The organism is Gemmatimonas aurantiaca T-27 (genome assembly GCF_000010305.1).
In the GTDB taxonomy this organism is placed as follows: Bacteria; Gemmatimonadota; Gemmatimonadetes; order Gemmatimonadales; family Gemmatimonadaceae; genus Gemmatimonas; species Gemmatimonas aurantiaca.
Window position 1 is genome coordinate 3,906,153 of record NC_012489.1, and the last position, 18,107, is coordinate 3,924,259.

At 64.3% G+C, this 18,107-nt stretch carries 16 protein-coding genes; 5 read left to right on the forward strand and 11 right to left on the reverse strand.

The window, feature by feature from the left end:
- The first annotated feature begins 33 nt into the window (after nucleotides 1-33).
- Nucleotides 34-1,041 (forward strand): AraC family transcriptional regulator, encoded by a 1,008-nt coding sequence (locus GAU_RS16825; RefSeq protein WP_015895107.1) that lies wholly within the window; start codon nucleotides 34-36, stop codon nucleotides 1,039-1,041.
- Here the strand turns inward: GAU_RS16825 and GAU_RS16830 are convergent.
- Nucleotides 953-1,999 (reverse strand): AraC family transcriptional regulator, encoded by a 1,047-nt coding sequence (locus GAU_RS16830; RefSeq protein ID WP_052574513.1) that lies wholly within the window; start codon nucleotides 1,997-1,999, stop codon nucleotides 953-955. The two genes, GAU_RS16825 and GAU_RS16830, sit on opposite strands and share 89 nt — an antisense overlap.
- A gap of 197 nt (nucleotides 2,000-2,196) precedes the next feature.
- On the opposite strand from GAU_RS16830, the gene GAU_RS16835 reads away from it, so the two are divergent.
- The gene (locus tag GAU_RS16835) at nucleotides 2,197-2,997 is read left to right on the forward strand and encodes a DUF2306 domain-containing protein (RefSeq protein ID WP_070105098.1); all 801 of its coding nucleotides are present in this window, start codon (nucleotides 2,197-2,199) and stop codon (nucleotides 2,995-2,997) included.
- Nucleotides 2,998-3,005: 8 nt separating this feature from the next.
- On the opposite strand, the gene aqpZ is transcribed toward GAU_RS16835, so the two are convergent.
- The 5 genes from aqpZ to GAU_RS16860 all read right to left on the reverse strand — a co-directional run bounded on the left by aqpZ (nucleotide 3,006) and on the right by GAU_RS16860 (nucleotide 7,175).
- A complete protein-coding gene (gene aqpZ / locus GAU_RS16840) occupies nucleotides 3,006-3,695 on the reverse strand; it encodes an aquaporin Z (protein ID WP_015895110.1) in 690 nt (229 codons plus the stop codon).
- Nucleotides 3,696-3,736: 41 nt separating this feature from the next.
- The gene (locus tag GAU_RS16845; RefSeq protein WP_041265637.1) at nucleotides 3,737-4,375 is read right to left on the reverse strand and encodes a hypothetical protein; all 639 of its coding nucleotides are present in this window, start codon (nucleotides 4,373-4,375) and stop codon (nucleotides 3,737-3,739) included.
- A gap of 587 nt (nucleotides 4,376-4,962) precedes the next feature.
- Nucleotides 4,963-5,445: a GNAT family N-acetyltransferase gene (locus GAU_RS16850; RefSeq protein WP_015895112.1), complete on the reverse strand. Its 483-nt coding sequence runs from the start codon at nucleotides 5,443-5,445 to the stop codon at nucleotides 4,963-4,965.
- On the reverse strand, nucleotides 5,435-6,634 hold the full coding sequence (locus tag GAU_RS16855) for a methanobactin export MATE transporter MbnM (RefSeq protein ID WP_015895113.1): 1,200 nt from the start codon (nucleotides 6,632-6,634) through the stop codon (nucleotides 5,435-5,437). The genes GAU_RS16850 and GAU_RS16855 overlap by 11 nt, the downstream gene beginning before the upstream one ends.
- A gap of 4 nt (nucleotides 6,635-6,638) precedes the next feature.
- Nucleotides 6,639-7,175, reverse strand: coding sequence for a molybdopterin-dependent oxidoreductase (locus GAU_RS16860; protein WP_052574515.1), 537 nt, complete (start codon nucleotides 7,173-7,175; stop codon nucleotides 6,639-6,641).
- A 124-nt stretch (nucleotides 7,176-7,299) separates the two neighbouring features.
- Between GAU_RS16860 and GAU_RS16865 the strand changes: the two genes are divergently transcribed.
- On the forward strand, nucleotides 7,300-7,827 hold the full coding sequence (locus GAU_RS16865) for an SRPBCC family protein (protein WP_015895115.1): 528 nt from the start codon (nucleotides 7,300-7,302) through the stop codon (nucleotides 7,825-7,827).
- Between the two features lie 43 nt (nucleotides 7,828-7,870).
- On the opposite strand, the gene GAU_RS16870 is transcribed toward GAU_RS16865, so the two are convergent.
- From GAU_RS16870 to GAU_RS16880, 3 genes are read right to left on the reverse strand one after another with little or no spacing between them, the layout of a single operon-like run.
- Nucleotides 7,871-8,488: an SIS domain-containing protein gene (locus GAU_RS16870; RefSeq protein ID WP_015895116.1), complete on the reverse strand. Its 618-nt coding sequence runs from the start codon at nucleotides 8,486-8,488 to the stop codon at nucleotides 7,871-7,873.
- Between the two features lie 16 nt (nucleotides 8,489-8,504).
- Complete coding sequence (locus tag GAU_RS16875; RefSeq protein WP_015895117.1) at nucleotides 8,505-8,888, reverse strand: DUF1801 domain-containing protein; 384 nt, start codon at nucleotides 8,886-8,888, stop codon at nucleotides 8,505-8,507.
- Nucleotides 8,885-10,801 (reverse strand): CocE/NonD family hydrolase, encoded by a 1,917-nt coding sequence (locus tag GAU_RS16880; RefSeq protein ID WP_041265638.1) that lies wholly within the window; start codon nucleotides 10,799-10,801, stop codon nucleotides 8,885-8,887. Before GAU_RS16880 ends, GAU_RS16875 begins: the two co-directional genes overlap by 4 nt.
- Nucleotides 10,802-10,903: 102 nt before the next feature.
- Between GAU_RS16880 and GAU_RS16885 the strand changes: the two genes are divergently transcribed.
- Complete coding sequence (locus GAU_RS16885) at nucleotides 10,904-12,277, forward strand: M20/M25/M40 family metallo-hydrolase (protein ID WP_015895119.1); 1,374 nt, start codon at nucleotides 10,904-10,906, stop codon at nucleotides 12,275-12,277.
- Between the two features lie 141 nt (nucleotides 12,278-12,418).
- Nucleotides 12,419-13,354 carry an alpha/beta hydrolase family protein gene (locus GAU_RS16890; RefSeq protein WP_015895120.1) on the forward strand — a complete coding sequence of 312 codons (936 nt, stop codon included), beginning with the start codon at nucleotides 12,419-12,421 and terminating at the stop codon, nucleotides 13,352-13,354.
- A 305-nt stretch (nucleotides 13,355-13,659) separates the two neighbouring features.
- Here the strand turns inward: GAU_RS16890 and GAU_RS16895 are convergent, their stop codons facing one another.
- Together GAU_RS16895 and GAU_RS16900 are read right to left on the reverse strand one after the other, a co-directional pair.
- Nucleotides 13,660-14,130 carry a DinB family protein gene (locus GAU_RS16895; protein WP_015895121.1) on the reverse strand — a complete coding sequence of 157 codons (471 nt, stop codon included), beginning with the start codon at nucleotides 14,128-14,130 and terminating at the stop codon, nucleotides 13,660-13,662.
- Between the two features lie 142 nt (nucleotides 14,131-14,272).
- Nucleotides 14,273-17,968, reverse strand: a complete 3,696-nt coding sequence (locus tag GAU_RS16900; protein WP_041265640.1) for a carboxypeptidase-like regulatory domain-containing protein — start codon at nucleotides 17,966-17,968, stop codon at nucleotides 14,273-14,275.
- Between the last annotated feature and the right edge of the window lie 139 nt (nucleotides 17,969-18,107).

Here is an 18,107-nt window from a genome sequence, read left to right on the forward strand (position 1 = left end):
GAACCGCATTATACGTCCAATCGTCCAACAAACATGGACGATTCTGACGTGGTATCGGACATCCTGCGCGCCGTACGGCTGTCGGCCAGGGTGTTCGGACGGTTCGAGGCATCCGCGCCATGGGCGATGCGTGTGCCCGGCGACGACTACTTCGCCTTCTACCTGCTCGCCCGGGGCAGTGCTTGGCTGGAACTGACGGGCGGAGACACCGCCATCGCTCCGGTGGCCCTGTCGGCCGGAGACGTGGTGCTGCTGCCACACGGCGGAAGCCATGTACTGCGCGATGCCGAACACTCCATGGCGGTCGCCCATGAGGTGGGTGCCAATAGTTGTCCGCGCCCCACCACCATGGAGACCATCCGCATGGGCGGTGGTGGCACGGCCACCACTTTCGTGGCCGGTGCGTTCCGGTTCGGCGCGGAAGGCCGCGGTATTCTGCTGGAGACGCTGCCACCGGTGCTGCACGTGGCCGCCGGCGACGCCGATATGGGCGCTGCGCTGGCCGCGACCATTCAGCTCATCCTCGCCGAGAGTGCCAATCCCGCGCCCGGCGGTGCGCTGTTGTCCACACGACTGGCCGAGATCCTGCTGGTGCAGGCGTTGCGGGTGCACACACGTCGCACCTATGAGGCCAATGCGGCCGCGTCCGATCACACTGCGCATGCGCAGGGATTGTGTGCATTGGCCGATCCCCACATCGGCGCGGCACTGCGCCTCATGCATGCCCGTCCCGCCGATACATGGACCGTGGCCTCATTGGCGCACGAGGTGGGTCAATCACGCTCGGCGTTCGCGGCACGGTTTGCGGAGCTCGTGGGCGAATCGCCGCTACAGTATCTCACACGCTGGCGCATGACACAGGCAGCGGAGTGGCTGCGTGATCGTAGCGACAGCGTACCGGCCATCGCACAACGCGTGGGCTACGGCAACGCGGCCGCGTTCATGAAGGCCTTCACGCGCGTGCAGGGACAGGGGCCTGGCGCATATCGTCGCGCGCACCGCCAACGACTGCTCGCGGACTCTGCCCCGTCCAGCGTTTGAACGCTCGGGAAAAGGCCGCCGGTTCAGAAAATCCCAGCAGCGCCGCCGTTTGTTGTACCGTTGCGCCACGTTCGGTGAGATAGTGCATCGCGAGTGATTCGCGCAATTCGGCGACCACCTGGGCAAACGTGGTGCCTTCTGCCTGCAAATTGCGCAGCAGCGTCTGACGGCTCATGGCCAGCGCAGACGCCACCGCCGGCATGCTCACCTGCCCCTCAGGCAATCGGGCGCGCAACACGGCTTCGACGCGACCACGACAGCCCTGCGTGCGCTGCAACACCTCGAGTTGTTCATCGGCGTGCGTGGTGAGGATGCGATACGTCGTGCGTGGCGTGGGAGCGAGCGTGTGCTCCCACCAACTCGGGTCCAGCAGCAGCGCATTGCGATCAGCCCCGAACTGCACCGGCACACCGAACACCTCGGTGTAGATCGCTTCGTGCGCTGGCGGCGCATAGGTCAAGGACACCGCACGCAGCACCTGATGGCCCGCACGCGCCCGCATCCCGCCGGCAAACCGGGCAAACGTCGCTTCCGTGAGCTCGATCGTGCTCGCGACATGCGGGCGCGTATCGAACATCCAGATGCCTTCGCGGCGGCGCTCGAACCCATACCGATCGACGCCTGGTGCCTCCCCAAAGTCGAACGAGAGGCGCGCGTATCGATTGAGCTGCTGAAAGGCATCGGCCACGGTGCCGGACGCACTACCGACGGCGCCCACCACCGAGATCTGCGCGCAGGCCACCGCCTCGCCCCAGTGTAGTGCCACTGCAGGGTCGTTGAGCAACAACGCGGCCTGTCGCACCAACGCGAGATGACCGGCCAGCGGCACCCGACGATCGGCATGACTGGCACCGGTGAACCACGCCGCGTCGAGCCCTGCCACGCGCAGCAGTGAGGGGCGCGAGCAGCCACGCTCCACAGCGTAGTCGAGAAAACCCTCTGTATACCCCACGGACATCGTGGCAGCCGCGAGAGCGGAGGGTAAAACGGGCGATCGTGCAGGCGACAGAATCATGGGGAGGCGGGAGAGATGCTCACCCAACGGCTCGAGAGGGCCCGGGGATTCACATGGCGGGATTCATCCAGAGGCAGCGGATCATGTCGCTGGGTCCGTGGATCATCGCGGCGACGGTGAACCGATCGCACTCTGCGCTCATGATCTCTTCCACCTCTACCCGTTGGCTGACCCGATCGGCGGTGGCCTGGACCACCGTGGCCGTCACCGGACAGCTCTTCTTCGCGCTGTACATCACCATGCTGTACGGCAGCGGCCTCGTGGCGGGTCGCTTTGCCGAAGCGCTCGACACCGTCATGCCTCGTGGACATGTGCCGGGCGACACAGTGGGCAATGCCGTCATCGCCTCACACCTGTTCATGGCGGTGCTCATGATTGTGCTGAGTGGCGTGCAGCTCCTACCCGTCATCCGCCGCCGGGCGCCGCACCTGCACCGCTGGAGTGGCCGCGCCTTCGCCACACTCGCCTCACTGCTCGCGGTGGGTGGGTTGTATCTCGTCTGGGTGCGTGGTGGGGCCGCGGGTGATGGGGGCAATCACCTGGGCGTGAGCAGCAACGCGCTGGTGATCCTGTTCTGTGCCTTCATGGCGGTGCGTGCTGGGCGTGCACGCAACATCAGCACCCATCGACGCTGGGCGCTGCGTCTGTACCTCGCCGCCAATGGGGTGTGGTTCTTTCGCATTGGCCTGACATTGTGGCTGGTCATCAACGGCGGCCCGGTGGGCTTTGATCCGAACACGTTCACCGGCCCCTTTCTCACCGGTCTCGCCTTCGCCCAATTCCTGCTGCCCCTGCTGGTACTCGAAGGCTATCTCCGGGCCCGCGAGCAGCAACGTGCGGTGGTGCACATGACAATGGCCACCGTGCTGATCCTCTGCACGGTGGCCACTGCGGCGGGTATTGCCAGCGCCACCATGATTCTGTGGTGGCCCCGGATGTGATCAGCGGTTCAGGCGGATTCTTCGCCGATCGCCTTGTATACCACGGCGCCAATCGCGCCACCGATGATCGGCGCCACCCAGAAGAGCCAGAGCTGCGAAATCGCCCACCCACCCACAAACACCGCCACGCCGGTGCTGCGCGCGGGATTTACCGAGGTGTTGGTGACCGGGATGCTCACCAGGTGGATGAGCGTCAGGCCAAGACCGATGGCAATCGGCGCAAAGCCGGCCGGCGCACGCTTGTCCGTGGCGCCGAGGATGATGAGCAGGAAGAACATGGTCATCACCACTTCGGTCACCAGGGCGGCGACCATGGAGTAGCCGCCGGGCGAATGCTCCGCAAAGCCGTTCGACGCGAATCCCGCGCTGACATCGAAGGCCGGGTTGCCACTGGCGATCACATACAGCACGCCGCCGGCTGCGATAGCGCCCAGGACCTGCGCCACGATGTAGGGGCCCAGCTTGGCTGCGGGAAAACGTCCGGCCACACACAAGCCCACGGACACCGCGGGATTGAGGTGGCAACCGGAGATGTGTCCGATAGCAAAGGCCATCGTGAGCACCGTCAGACCAAACGCAAATGACACGCCCAGCAAACCGATACCGACATTCGGGAAGGCTGCGGCGAGCACTGCACTGCCACAACCACCAAGCACCAGCCAGAACGTTCCGAGAAATTCTGCGCCGTACTGCTTCATGCCGGATTCTCCTTGGAGGGGTTACCTGAGAAGATGCGCATTCACAGGCGCCAGGCAAGACCGAGGCTGTAACGGCGGAATTCCACTCCGCCGGCATAGAACGTATCGGTGGCCTCCATGCCAGGATATGGTGGCACATGGCCCGCTGCCATCTCTGCCTCGAGCGCGACGGGCCACGCCAATACCGGCTTCCACGACGCCGCCAACCCGCCTGAAACGCCCAACAGCGGTTGTGTGGATCTCAGGGTGCGGTCCGTGCGCTGACCATGCATGCGCACCGCCAGCTCCGCCAAGTGCAGATCGCCAACGACGGAGAGCGCACCACGGGGTCGATCGACGATGGCCACCGAGAGCCCCGCACTTCCCGACCAGAAGCGGCTCCGTGAGACCGTCGGCTCCGGAACACAATCATCGCCCGGTGACACCAGCCCCTGACAGGTACTCTGAGTCAGCTCCCGCTCGCCCCGCGCATGATCAACCCCCAGCCGCCAGGCAATCGGTGAATCGCCGATCGCACCACGCAACAACACGCCGACTCCGGGAAGATCCTTCTTGACGAAGCGGTTGTGGTTGTTCAGAAGCACTGCGCGTGCCACAGCGGTCTGCGCGGACAGATCGGCAGCGACGAGCAGGAGCGTGGCGAACAGCACGCATGACAGGCAGCGAGCGCGAAATGACATCACACCCAATGGGCAGGGAAACCGCAACATGTTCCTCTCGCGACAATGTGTCTTCAGATGCTCTTCCGTAGCACGGGACAACCACAGACGGCTACGAATCCGTTACCGGAAACATCCGTGCCTGAAAGCGCTTGAGAACCGGCCGACCACAACTGCCCTGGGATCGAACTTGCACGGTGGTATCGAACGATCGATATCCTGATCGGTCTATCTGAATGTCCCAACGGCCTGCGCTACAACACCCCCAATAGACCGATGAAGTCACTGATGCCTGGTGGGTATATGGGGGTCGCTGGTTGCCGTTGATCGTTGTGTGAACGACGGCATTGGCCAGCGTCAACGGCTGCGTGGAGAAACCATCCATCAACTGGATTTCGACCGCCGGATACCCCACGGCATCACATCCACACGCCGTGGCAAAAGCCGCAGCCATCACCACGGCAGCATACTTGGTCCTGACTACACTGATCATCGAACACGCTCCGGCATTGGGTTCGGCACCTCATCACCAATATGTCCTGTGTATTCAGCGACAATATCGCCATTGTGATTTGTCACACAAACGATGCACGATGCCGCCGCGCGTGCTAACGCCGCAGCGTACGCCCGTAAAACCGCGTGCCCGGCAAGGCTCCGTCATGATAAGGCGCGATCTCGGCGAATCCGCACCGTTCATACAGCCGATGCGCCACTGCCATCGATGGCAGCGTGTCGAGGACCAACTGTGTATAGCCCAATCGCTCACCCTCCCGCACCAGCGCTTCCACCAGCAGCACACCGGCGCCGCTGCCACGCGCATCTGGGCGTACATACAACCGCTTCATTTCTGCGCGTGTTTCATCGAGCGCCCGCAGGGCACCACATCCGACCGGTACCCCATCGCGCGCGGCCAGCAGCAACGCCCCACGCGGAGCACCATACGCACCCGGTAGTGACGCCAACTCCTGATCGAATGCCTGAAACTGGAGATCAATACCCAACTGCTGTTGGTATTCCCGAAAGAGCCCGCGCGCCATCGCCATATCGATCGCGCTATTGGCCTGCCAAATAGCGATGCCGCTATCGGGCACGACGCCACGGGCTGCTGAAAGCCGGGCTGGTCAGGAACGTCGTATCGGTGAGCGACTCGAGAAACGCCACCAGATCCTGCCGGTCGGTGCCACTGAGTGTGAACCCGTGCACCGACGGGGCCTTGTTCGGATTGTTGCGCCCCACGCCGGCGTTCGGACCCTGCGTGAGTGTGCGCCCACCCGCCGCATAGTGGTCGATCACCTCTTCGAGCGTCTCGATACTACCGTCGTGCATGTACGGCGCGGTCATCGCGATATTGCGTAAGGTCGGTGCACGGAAGCGGCCCACATCCTCGGCACGTTTCGTGATCGCATGCAGACCCGTGTTCAGCGCCGGATACGACGACGGGCCAGTCAGGTTGTACAACCCGGTATTGAAGAATGCGGCCTGTGTCGTGGTGTCCCGTTCATGGCGAATGCCGCCGCTGAAGTTCCAGCCGCCATGACACTGAAAACACCCACCACGCTGTCCGGAAAAGAAAATCACCTCACCACGCTTGGCCGCGTCGGAGATGGCATTGCGATCACCACCATAGCGATACCGATCGTACGGTGACCGCACCGAAATGAGTGTCCGCTGAAACGAGGCCAGCGCACGCGCCACATTGGCCACGCTGATCGCCGCCGTATCCTGCGGAAATGCGCTGGCAAACAGCGCCCGATAGCGGGCATCCGCGCCGAGCCGGGCCAGCAATTCCGCACCATCCGGGGCATGCCCCAACTCCACGGGCGCCGTGCCGAAGAGTGGCACCAGCACCTGCGCCTCGAGCGAGGTGGTGTTGGGATCCGCCCAGTTGTAGGCCGGATTGTACGCCACATTGGCCAGACTCATGCTGCCGCGCGGATGCACATCACCCAGAGACCCGATCGCACGACCGCGTCCGTCGGCAAAACCCAGCGACTGCGTATGGCAGGCCGCACAGGACAAGCGCCGGTTGGCCGAGAGGCGCGCGTCGTGGAAGAGATGCGCCCCGAGATCCACCTTGGCCGCCGACATGGGATTGTCAGCCGGCACCGGCGGGCGTGGGAAGGGCGCCGGAATATCCCATGCGTACGGTTCCGGCTCCACCACTGAGACGGCACTGGCAACGGTTGCCACAGGCCGATCGAACCATCGCAACACCGACGCCACACAGACCGCGCCCAGCGTGAACGCCAGCGCGGACACCGTCGTCAGGCCGCGGCGCATGACGCTACTTCCGCACCGTGACTACCTGGAGACTCGACAACATGCGCACCGAACGCGCGCCACGCTTGTCGGTCGGCACCACCAGGCGGAATGCCCCCGTCTCACCAAACAGCGCCTGACCATTGGCATGGTCGGCCAGCAGGAACTGACCTCCCGACATGTCGGGGTCGAGTTCGCCCAGCGAAAACACCACCTGGTAGCCGTCGGAAGCCACGGCAATCACATAGGTCGACAGTGCCGCACCGCGCAACGCATTGCCCAGCGGGGCGCCGGCTTTCTTCAGCACCTCGGCCACCCACACGCCCTCGTAGGTGGTGACGATGCCATTGCTTTCCGTACGCACCGAGGCGCGTGGCATCGCCGCCAGATCCGACGCCTTCAGCGTCAGCGATTGTGACACCGCACCGGTGACCTGCACCGTGGGCTCCGCACGAACGCTCTGTTGCGCCGAAACGGTGGTCACCAGGGCCGAAGCCGTGCCCACAAAAGCCAGCGGCATCGAGGCCGCAAGCGTGAAACGAGACGCCTTGAGACGGACCATGATCTCGGGAAAGGGGGTGATTCCTGAATATCGCGTACGGACGCCCCGGTTGTGCACCACGACACCGCAGATATCATGTAACTCCAGGTGCACATCGATCTCCCACCCTCTCAGGCGAGGCCCCATGGCAGGCCCGGATCGCATCAAGAAGCGAGTGCTGATCGCCGCGCCGGTACGTCGCGTCTGGCGTGCGATCACGGATCATCAGGAGTTCGGCGCCTGGTTCGGCGTGCAGCTCGATGGCCCCTTTGTCGTGGGACAGCCAGTCACGGGTCGGTTTGACGAGCGCTTGAACGCGGATGGCGTGATGGAATTCCAGGAGAGCATGGGACTCACCCCCTCACCCGTCACGATCCCCGACGGCCCCACGGTGTTTTGTACCGTCGACGCAATCACCCCCGAGCAGCGCTTCGCCTTCCGCTGGATTCCCTTCGGCATCGATGCCAGCGTGGACCCTGCCACCGAGCCCACCACACTGGTGGAGTTCCTTCTCGAAGCCGAGGGTGACGGAACACAGCTCACCATCATTGAATCGGGCTTCGATGACGTACCGGCGCATCGTCGCGAGCGTGCGTTCATGATGAATCACGCCGGCTGGACGGGACAGGCCGAGAATCTCGCCCAGCATGTGGCGGGCGCAACGGGCGGCTAAACGCGCTGATGCACCTGGGTGCGACGCACCGGCGCCGGCTGCATCATGTGGAGTGCGCCGGCGGAGTCGACAGCTCGGGGAACAACGCCTGCTCCACCAGCTCGAGCAGAATGTGAATGACCTTGATGTGCAATTCCTGCACACGATCGGCATAGCGCCCGGCAGGCGTGCACAGTTCGATATCGGCCAGCGCGCCAAGCGGCGTGTCGCGCCGGCCGGTGAAGGCCACCACATGCATACCGCGTGCGCGTGCTACTTCGGCGGCGCGCAACACATTGGGACTCGTGCCGCTCGTACTGATGGCCACCAGGACATCACCGGCTTGTCCATGCGCCTCCACATAGCGCGCAAACACCTGTTCGTATCCGAAGTCGTTGGCGACGCAGCTCAGATGCCCCACATCGCTGATCGCCTGCGCGGCCAGCGCGCGACGGTTCTGTCGGTAGCGCCCTGACAACTCTTCGGCGAAGTGCATGGCATCGCTCATGGAGCCGCCATTGCCGCACGAATACACGCGGCCGCGGCCACTCAGCGTTTCGGCCAGCAGTGCGCCGGCAGCCATGATGGCGTCGAGCGTCGCTGCGTTGTTGCGCAGTGCGTTCAGAGCATCGGCGCTTTCGGCGAGCGCGCCAGTCACGATGTCGCGACGGATATCAGTCATGGATACACCGCAGAGGTCAGGCCACCACGTGGGGCAGCCATTGTTTCAGGATGGCGAGCACCGCCTTTTTGTCACGCCGCACCTGCGCCACATCGGCGAAGTGCAGCACCGCACGATCGGCACCCTTCCACGTGAGCAACTTTTCGGGGTCGGACACGTTCGACGGCATATCCACCCCCGGTCGAGCTTTGGCACCAAGATGCAGCACCACCTGCACCCCGGACTTCCCGCGCAAGTGAAAGGTCGCGAAATGTTCGGATGTGAAATAGCTCGGCGCGTTCCACTTCACACCCTCCTGCACCGCCTTGTCCGACGACAGGATGACGTCCCGTACCGCACGAATGACGTCGTCGTGCGGATGGGCAAGGTCCTGCAACAGCGCTTCGGCGGTCTGGCTCATCGCAGCGTACGCACTTCGATGCGCGACGCTTTTGCCGGCACGTGATACACACGCATCGTGGCGGCCTTGTAGTCGGACGGCTTGGCTTCGAAGATATCGCGCACGAACGTCTGCGGATTGCGATCGACGAACGGGAACCAGGTGCTCTGCACCTGCACCATGATGCGGTGTCCCTTGAGGAACGTGTGGTTCACATCGGGCATCTCGAATGCCAGCGAGTCCGGCACATTGGGCGTGAACGGAATCGGCTTCTCCCAACTGCGCCGATAGCGCGCGCGGAACGGTTCTCCGCGAATGAGGAACTGAGCACCGGCGCGCACAAAGCCCTGTTCATCGTCCTTGAGATTCGGGGCGTTGTCCGGCTGCACGTCGATGAGCTTCACCATGAAGTCGGCATCGGTACCGCTGGTGGCCACATGCAGCTTCGGCACGATGGGACCGGCGATGGTGATGTCTTCCGTGAGCACATCGCTCACGTAGGTGAGCACATCGGGACGACGCGACGCATAGCGCTGATCGGCCACGATGTAGTCGCGCGGCATGCCCTGCCCTTCAATGCGATCCATCGTGGGAACCGGCTTCATCGGATCGCTCACGTAGCTGTCGTACGCCGCAGCACCCGTGGCGGCGGCGGGTGCGGAGAACGACAGCTTGCCACCGGCATGGAAGTACAGCGCACGCGGCGCCGCGTCGGCCGGCGGGAACTGCTCATACTGGCGCCACACATTCCTGCCGGTCTCGAACACCGTCGCTTCCGCCAGCTTCGGATCGGGACCGCCCTTCAGGTGATGCACGAAGAAGGGATACTCCACCGAATCGCGGAAGTAGACGCCCAGCGAGGCCGACCCGAAGCGCTGCGGACCGAGCGCATTGGCATCACCACGTCCCCATCCACCATGTGACCACGGTCCCACAATGATGCGGGCATTGTTGTTCGGCGACAGGCGCTCCACACCCCGCCAGGTGCGCCATGGACCCGCCAGGTCTTCGGTGTCGAACAGTCCGCCCACAATGAGCATGGCCGGCTTCATGTTCTTCACGAAGCGGCTGATGTCACGCGCCTTGTTGTATTCGTCGTAGGTCACGTGCGGCACAAACTCGTACCACACCGGTGCCGAATCGCGCGGCATGATGCGCCGTGCCGCTGGGCCGACGGGGCCAAGGTTCAGGTAGTACTGGTATGCATCGGGGCCGATGCTGAGGCGGCTGCCACGCTCCACACCCGGAGGGCTGCCATCGGGACGCCCGAAACGGTAGAAGAACGTGAAGTTGTGCGCCAGCAAAAACGCGCCGTTGTGGAAATTGTCGTCACCCATCCACACATCGGTCATGGGCGCCTGCGGCGAACAAGCCACCAGGGCGGGATGGGCATCGATGCAACTGGCCGTGGCATAGAAACCGGGCCAGGAGCCGCCATGAATGCCCACACGTCCGTTGTTCGGCGTGACGTTCTTGAGCAACCACTCGATGGTGTCGTAGGCATCGGTGCTTTCGTCCACGTCACCTGGCTTCTTGGCCGGGTTGTGCGGCGTCATGCTGGTGAAGTTGCCTTCGGACAGGTAGCGGCCGCGCACGTCCTGCACGACAAACACATACCCGTCGCGCGCAAAGCGGGGATTGCTGCTGGGGCCCAGCGTCCCCCGGATCGCCTCACCGTAGGGCTGCGCGCTGTACGGCGTGCGGGTCATCAGGAACGGGAAGCGTTTCCCGGCCGTGTCGCGCGGCACGTAGATGGATGTCAGCAGCTTCACGCCGTCGCGCATCGGGACGCGCGCCTCGACCTTGCGATAGTTCGCCTTGATCCAGACGGAGTCGATGGGCTGCGCCGCAACCGGGCGCACCGCCAGGGGGGCCAGCAGTTGAGCGGCGACTGCCGCGACCGCGGCCAGCAGAGTTAGGGGAAATCCAGTCATGCCCGGAAGCTGCCACGACCGCCGCCGCTGCAACAGCCGCCGATGCGTTGCACCCGGCCGATCCGGCGCCGCAGATTGCCTCATCCCCTCACTCCGGATCCCATGCACACTCGTTTCCGGCGCACGGTTGCTGCGCTCTCGCTGGCCGCCTGCCCGTCCGCGCTGCTGGCCCAGCCGGCCGATGCCATTCCCGCGAAGTATCGCGATATCGCGAACCGCATCATCGCCGCCGCCCAGGCCGACAGTGCCGGGGCCTGGAATCGCATCGCCGAACTGAGCGACCGGTTTGGCCATCGGTTTTCGGGCTCTCAATCGCTCGAGCAGGCCATCGACTGGACCGTCACCACCATGAAGGGCGATGGGCTCGACAATGTGCGCAAGGAACGTGTGATGGTGCCGCATTGGGTGCGCGGCACGGAGTCCCTCGAACTGGTGGCGCCGCGTCGCCAGCTCCTGCCGATGCTCGGCTTGGGAGGCAGCATCGCAACCCCCGCCGCCGGCATCACGGCCGAAGTGATGGTGGTGGCGTCATTCGAGGAGCTCACGCAGCGTGCGGCCGAAGCGAAGGGCAAAATCGTGTTGTACGACGCCGAATGGCGCGACTACGGCTACAACGGCGCGTTCCGCCGGCAAGGCGCCGTGGCCGCGGCCAAGGCGGGCGCGGTGGCCAGCCTCGCCCGCTCAGCCGGCCCGTACAGCATGCGTACGCCGCACACCGGCAACATGGCCTATGACAGCACGGTCGCGAAGATTCCGCACGCCAGCGTGACGGCGGAAGACGCGATGATGATGCGTCGCATGATCGCGCGCGGCGAGAAGGTGCGCGTGACGCTCAAGATGAGCGCACGTATGCTCCCCGATGCGGTGAGCCACAATGTCATGGGAGAACTCAAAGGCCGAGAGAAGCCGGCCGAAATCGTGGTGATGGGTGGCCACATCGACTCATGGGATGTGGGTCAGGGTGCGATGGACGACGCCGGGGGTGTGGTGGCTGCGTGGGAGGCCATTCGCTTGCTCAAGAAGCTGGGCCTTACGCCGCGGCGCACCATTCGGGTGGTGGGTTGGACCAATGAAGAGAACGGTGGCCGTGGCGGACAGGCCTATCGTGATGCGCACCAGAACGAGGTGCATCAACTGGCCATCGAAAGCGATGGTGGCGTGTTCTCCCCGCTGGGCTTCGGCTTCACGGGATCAGCCGAGGCACGCAAGCTGGTGGAAGCGGTAGGCACCCTGCTCACGCCGATTGGTGCCGGACGTATCGGCCCGAATGGTGGTGGTGCGGATATCGGTCCGATCATGCAGACCGGCGTGCCGGGCATGGGGCTCGACGTGGATGGCAGCCGGTACTTCTGGTTCCATCACACCGACGCCGATACGCCCGACAAACTCGATCCCAAAGAAGTGCAGCGCTGTGTGGCCGCGATGGCGATCATGGCGTACATCGTGGCTGATCTCGAGCAGGGGTTGCCGCGTTAGCTCGACGTTTGGGAAGAGAACATCGCCGCGCCCGCAGTGAGCATCCCAGGGCGCGGCGACCGAACGACTTGGAAACACCGGAGAGCCGAATATCGCGCGCCAGGAGTGCACCAATCGCCGTACCGATGTGTCCGATGAATCATGAGGACACTTCGCACACCCACCCTGCTGATGCTCGGCGCCATCGCCTGCCTGCTGTTCGGCGCCACATCCCGCACCAATGCCGCCCGACCCGCGTCCGTCCCGCAGGACCCACGCGCACTCTTCCGCCATGAGGCATCGGCTCCACTCGACATTACGACCGAGCCTCTTGCCTGGGTAGACACCGGCAGCACCCTGTATCGTATCAGCTACGCCAGTTCTGGCGGCGCACGTGTCACCGGTCAACTGGCGGTACCACGTATCAGCGGAAAGCTCCCCGCGGTCATTCTCATGCACGGCCTGCCGGGCACCGCCGAGCAAGCCATGCGTGGTGTGGGCCTCGGCCACGCACGACGTGGCGCCATCGTGCTCGCTATCGATGCTCCATGGGCCCAACGCGGTGAACGACCCTCGTTCACCGCGCAGGACAGCATCGATCAGGTGCAACTCATACACGACCTGCGCCGCGCCGTAGACCTGCTCACACAACGCCCCGATGTGGACGCCACACACATTGCCTACGTGGGCGGCAGCTATGGCGGCGCCATGGGCACACTCTTCCTCGGCGTCGAACACCGTATCGCAGCGGCCATACTGTTCGTGCCCGACGGCGGCATGGTCGATCACGTCACGAATCGCGACGGCACTCCCACCGGCCCACTCGCCGCGCTGCGCCCCACAGAGCAGCAACGGTGGCTCGCCGCCATGCGCCCCATCGAACCCATTCGGTATGCCGCATCCATTCGCACACCAGCGCTCCTGGTGCAGAATGGCCGACGCGATCAATTCGTGGCTACCGAAGACGCCGAAGCACTACACCGCGCCCTGCCATCGTACACCACAGTGGAGTGGTACGACTCCGGTCACGGACTCCCCGCCACTGCCACCCAATCCCGTCACGCCTGGTTGGCCAAACACATCGGCACGCGCCCCTGAGACATCATCAAAAAGAGAAAGAAAATTCACCCCATTTCCGAAGCCACTCGCCTTTCCAATCCCTTCCCCTCCTGCTGTTTTCGCGCGCAGCGCCAGCAGGAACCCTTAAGATCCCTTCATGGCTCCCGCCGTATGAACGGCTGTTCGGGACGGCAAGGGAATGCGGCGGAATGGAAGGGTTCCTGCTGGCGCTGCGCGCGAAAGCAGCAGGACATCAAAGGAACGAAGGGAAGACCAAACAGAGAACGCCGTCACCTGCGATTCCGGGCGCAGATGACGGCGTTTCATGTATTGGCGTTCAGTTGTTACTGGCGATCCCAGAATGGCGGCGGTTCGATGCCCAGCGCGCGCAGATACACATAACCCTGCCCACGATGGTGATTTTCGTTGTCGATGGCGTAGAAAAACTGGCTCCACACCGTGCCCGTGTACTGCCCGAACAGCGTGATCGTTTCGCCGAAGCGCTCGGGCGCCACCTTCGCGTACCAGGTGTCGAGTTCCGCTGTGGCCTCGTCCCACTTCGCCAACAACTCCGCCTTCGTGGCCGGTGGTGTGCCTTCGTATTCGGTCGACTCCCCACCCGCAATCTGCTTCGCCATCGGAACAGCAATGGCCAGCATCTCGGCGGCCAACGCCGCGAACGGACGCATACCGCCCACCGAGAACGTGTGCAGATGCTCTTCGGGGAATACCTCGATGACGCGACGGGTGACCCGGCGCAGCCCCTGCCAGTGCGACAGCAGCTCGGCGGGGGTGAGAACGGCAGTGCTGGACATGGGCTGACTCCTTGGTGCGGTGGGCGCGGGCGAAACCATACTTCGGCTTCTCTTCGGTCGCCAGAACCTAGGGCCTCCCGACGCGCTGCACAAGTCTGGTCTTCTGAGGTCGCGATCGACATGAGCGACCTCAGCCGTCAGCTCATTTCCGCACCTGCGGCACGGTGTGCTTGAACGTCACGCCTCGTCCGAAGAAGTAGCGCGATTGTTTTCGCTGCGGGGCGGGCACGGTCAGCATGTCTTTCAGCAGGCTGATCACGTCCATCTGCTGCGGGTCGAGCACTTCAGCCGCGATTTCCGGCTGCTTCCAGAACAGCTCCCAATACTTCGTCTGCACCGCCTTCACCGAATCGAGCGCCGGCTTGCTGGCCACCCCGTCCGGCTGCGCCGCCAGGAATCGCGCCAACGGACGGTACAACTCGCGTACCTGTTCGCTGAACACGGAGTCGCGCTGGCGCAGCTTTTCGATCTGCGGTGGCAACAGGAACATGGTGTCCGCCTCTTCGACCAGCACCTTGTGAATGCTCGACGTCTCCCGGAGATAGCGCGCCACCAGCGAGTCCTCACCGCGACGTTCCCATCGCCCATTCATGCGCACCGGTTCAATGGCGCGACGCAGCGCCTGCAAATCGAAGTCCGTGTGCAGCCGCAAGCTGATGTCGAGCGTGACACGAAACGGATCACGCCACGACAGGCGCGTGGGACGCGTTTCGGCAAAGCGCGGGTTCACATCGTAGCGGAACGCCCGCGCAGTGGCATCGAAGCCACGCGGCACCAGCAACGTGGCATCCGGTGTCGACACACCACCCCATCCACGCAGGTTGTTGGCCCCATGCAGCAACTGGTCCACACCGGAGAGGATGTTGTTGGCAAACAGCGTCACGTTGAATCGGTTGCGCCAGCCGGTCGGCGCATAGGTGTTGGGCGGTGTCCAACTGGCCGACAACGTACGTGTCCACGGGCCACGGCATGCCTGTCGTGTATCACTGCGTCCCATCGTGGCCTGAAGACAGTCACGCGCCACCGCGCTGCCCGTCTGCTGCAGCCCACGCAAGCCTGCCGCCAACGCCGCATCCGTGGTGGTAGCCGGATCGGGTACCCAGGCCCGGTCTCCACTGCGACCGTCACCATTCACGTCACCCTGTACCAGTGGAGTGAACGGCAGCCCTGACTGCAGACGGGCGAACGCCGAGAAGTTGCCGAGACGGCCACCACGTCCGAACTGCAGCAGCCACACATGACGCGCATCCGTCACCGCGGGCGCCCATTCGATGGCCGATGGATCGGCAAACGTTGCGCCATCGAATCCGCGCTGCTGTCGATCGATGCGCTGCAGTGTGTAGTTGACCGTCATGAACGGCCAGCCGCGCCATTTGCGATTGAACCGATCCAGACCCGCACTGAACGTGACCTGTCCACCGCGACCACGCAGATCGCTCGAGAGCATATCCACGCGACTGTAGGCGTTGCTGCGCCGCGCCTCCGCCGGCGACAGGGCCCCCGTGGCCGCATCGATCGCCGACGGCGACACGAAGACGGTGCGCCCCCCTTCATTGGCCAGCGTGAATCGGGATACCCCCGCAAAATTGCGATCCACCAACGATGGTTGATTCATATCCAACGTGCCCAATGCACTGGCGCGGAATACCATCGTGAAGCGCGACGTGTTGTAGTCGAGCGAGGCGCGCCAACTGCGCGGCACGTCGTAGTTGCGGCTCAGCACCGACACCGAAGGCGCGCGTTCGCCCAGTGGTCCGCCGCCGTCGGTGCACTGGGAGGGAAGCGGTGTTTCGGTGGAGGACCACGACGGCAGCGGCACGGCGCTGCCCACACAACTCAATGACAACACACTGCCGGGCAATCCGGTGCGCGCGCCGGCTTCAGCCCATACATCGGGGCGCCAGAGATCGCGGAACTCGCCGATGCCACCACGCAACACCCCCGTGGGATAGCGGAACCACGTACCAAACGGCGTGCCCGACATACCCGATCCGTTGTCACGCGCCTTGTTGAAGGCATACGTGAATCCCACGCGCGGACTCACATGCACCCGCGGCGACACATTCCCCGTGCGAATACCCAGCGCACTCTCCAGCGCGGGATTGCGCGCCGGCCCATCGAGGGCGCCATTGCCTTCCACGCGCGCGCCATAGATCAGTGAGAAGAAACGACTCGGCGTCCAGGTGTGCGAGAGTGCCGCCGCGCTGTTCCACACCTGCCCTTCCCGATCCGGGTTGAGCAACGTGCGTGAGTACGACATTGGACGATTGGCTGCCAGATCATCGAGCGAAGCATAGGTGTAGCGCCCGAATCCGTTGGCACCGCCCTGCTGTGTCAGTCCGTCGAATCGACTCCATACGATGGCCCGCAACTGATGCTGGCGTCCATGGATGTTGCGGAGCCATTCATGATCGGCCTCCGCCGTCCATCGGGTGTTGTCGAGCATCTCACTACCACGTCCGCCGAGCGACAACGACGCGATCCCCGCGTCCGCCGCATCGGTGCTCCCGGTCGTGCGGACCAGTACGTCCACCGACGGACGCTCCAGGTAGGGCGTGGTACGATTGTTGACGATGCCCACGTTCAAGCGCGTCGTCCGCACGGTGGAGAAGGCCGGGCCCGACCAGCGAGCGAGCGACAACATGGCTCCGGCCGCACGGTCTCGCCGCGCAGCGCCGGCACTGGGGGTCATCAATGCGGAGAGCCCCTCGTTGTCGTTCTCCGACTGGTTCGCATACACCGTGAGGAACCGCGTGCGACTGGTGTCGCGGGTGTCGTCGAAACGGGCCATCACTCCAAATCCGTCGCGGCGTACCGACTGCGGAATACCCGATGGGCGCAGGCGGAGCCCAAGACCCTGCGCGACCTGACGCGCACGTTGCACCGAATCGAGCGCCACACCCGACCGTTCATAGGCCAGCGCATCGGCCCCGGTGAGATCGACCAGGGCGCGATCATTGCGCGACGCATCAACCGAGATGTTGTACGTCATCACGCCACGGATTGCCTCGCCATCGATACCACCCGACGCGCGCCACATTTGGTTGGTGGCACCAAGGGCGCGACCCACCGCGTCGGTGGTCTGCAGGGCGCGCAGATCACCGGTGAAGAACAGATTGCGATTCTGGTTGTTCCGACTGCCTCCCGACAGACGCAGATCGATGTTGGCGCCGGAGAAGCCGCCTCGCGTGGCATCGTACGTCGCACCCGTCACACGCGTCTCCACCCGCGCGGCACGCGGCACACTCGACGCGCCCATGGCCATGCCATTCAACGTGGTGAGATTGCTCGTGCCCGATGCGCCCAACATGGAGGGCCCACCAGGCCCCATCACCACACCCGGGATGGTCGACACCGTCGTCGAAATGTCGCCCGCCACGCTGGGCGGCAGTCCTGCACTCGCCCCCTGCCGCCAGGCTTCTGCCGATCCCGTTTCCTGCGTATATGGATTGACGGCCGTGGTGGCCCGCACCGGTTGGTTGGCCGTGACCTGCACCGCATCCAGCGACGTCACATTGCTGGAGAGCACGAAGTCGGCCGTGTATTCGCGCTCATTGCCCACGCGGGTCACGCGGCGGCGCGCACCCTTGAACGCCGTGGCCTGCACCGCCACCAGATAATCGCCCGTGCCCGGGTCGAACGTGATGGCGTAGCGCCCGCTGTCATTGGTCACCGCCTGTTGTACAAGTCGGTCCGGTCCACGGGTGATGGACACCGTGGCACCGCTGATCACCCGCCCGCTGTCGGAGGTGATGCGGCCGCGGATGGTTTCCGGTTGGGCGTGCGCGACGGCCGGAAGACCAGCAAGCAGGACGGGCAACCAGAACAGGAGGCGCATGGCGGGGACGGCGAGCGTGAAGTCAGGGGTGACGCGCTCTGGGACAGCCGAAGATTCGGAACCGTTGCGTGGCAGACTGGGCATTCTCGGCAGGCCACGGTAATATCCGCGCGCCTGCTGCATCTCCATTCACACGTCC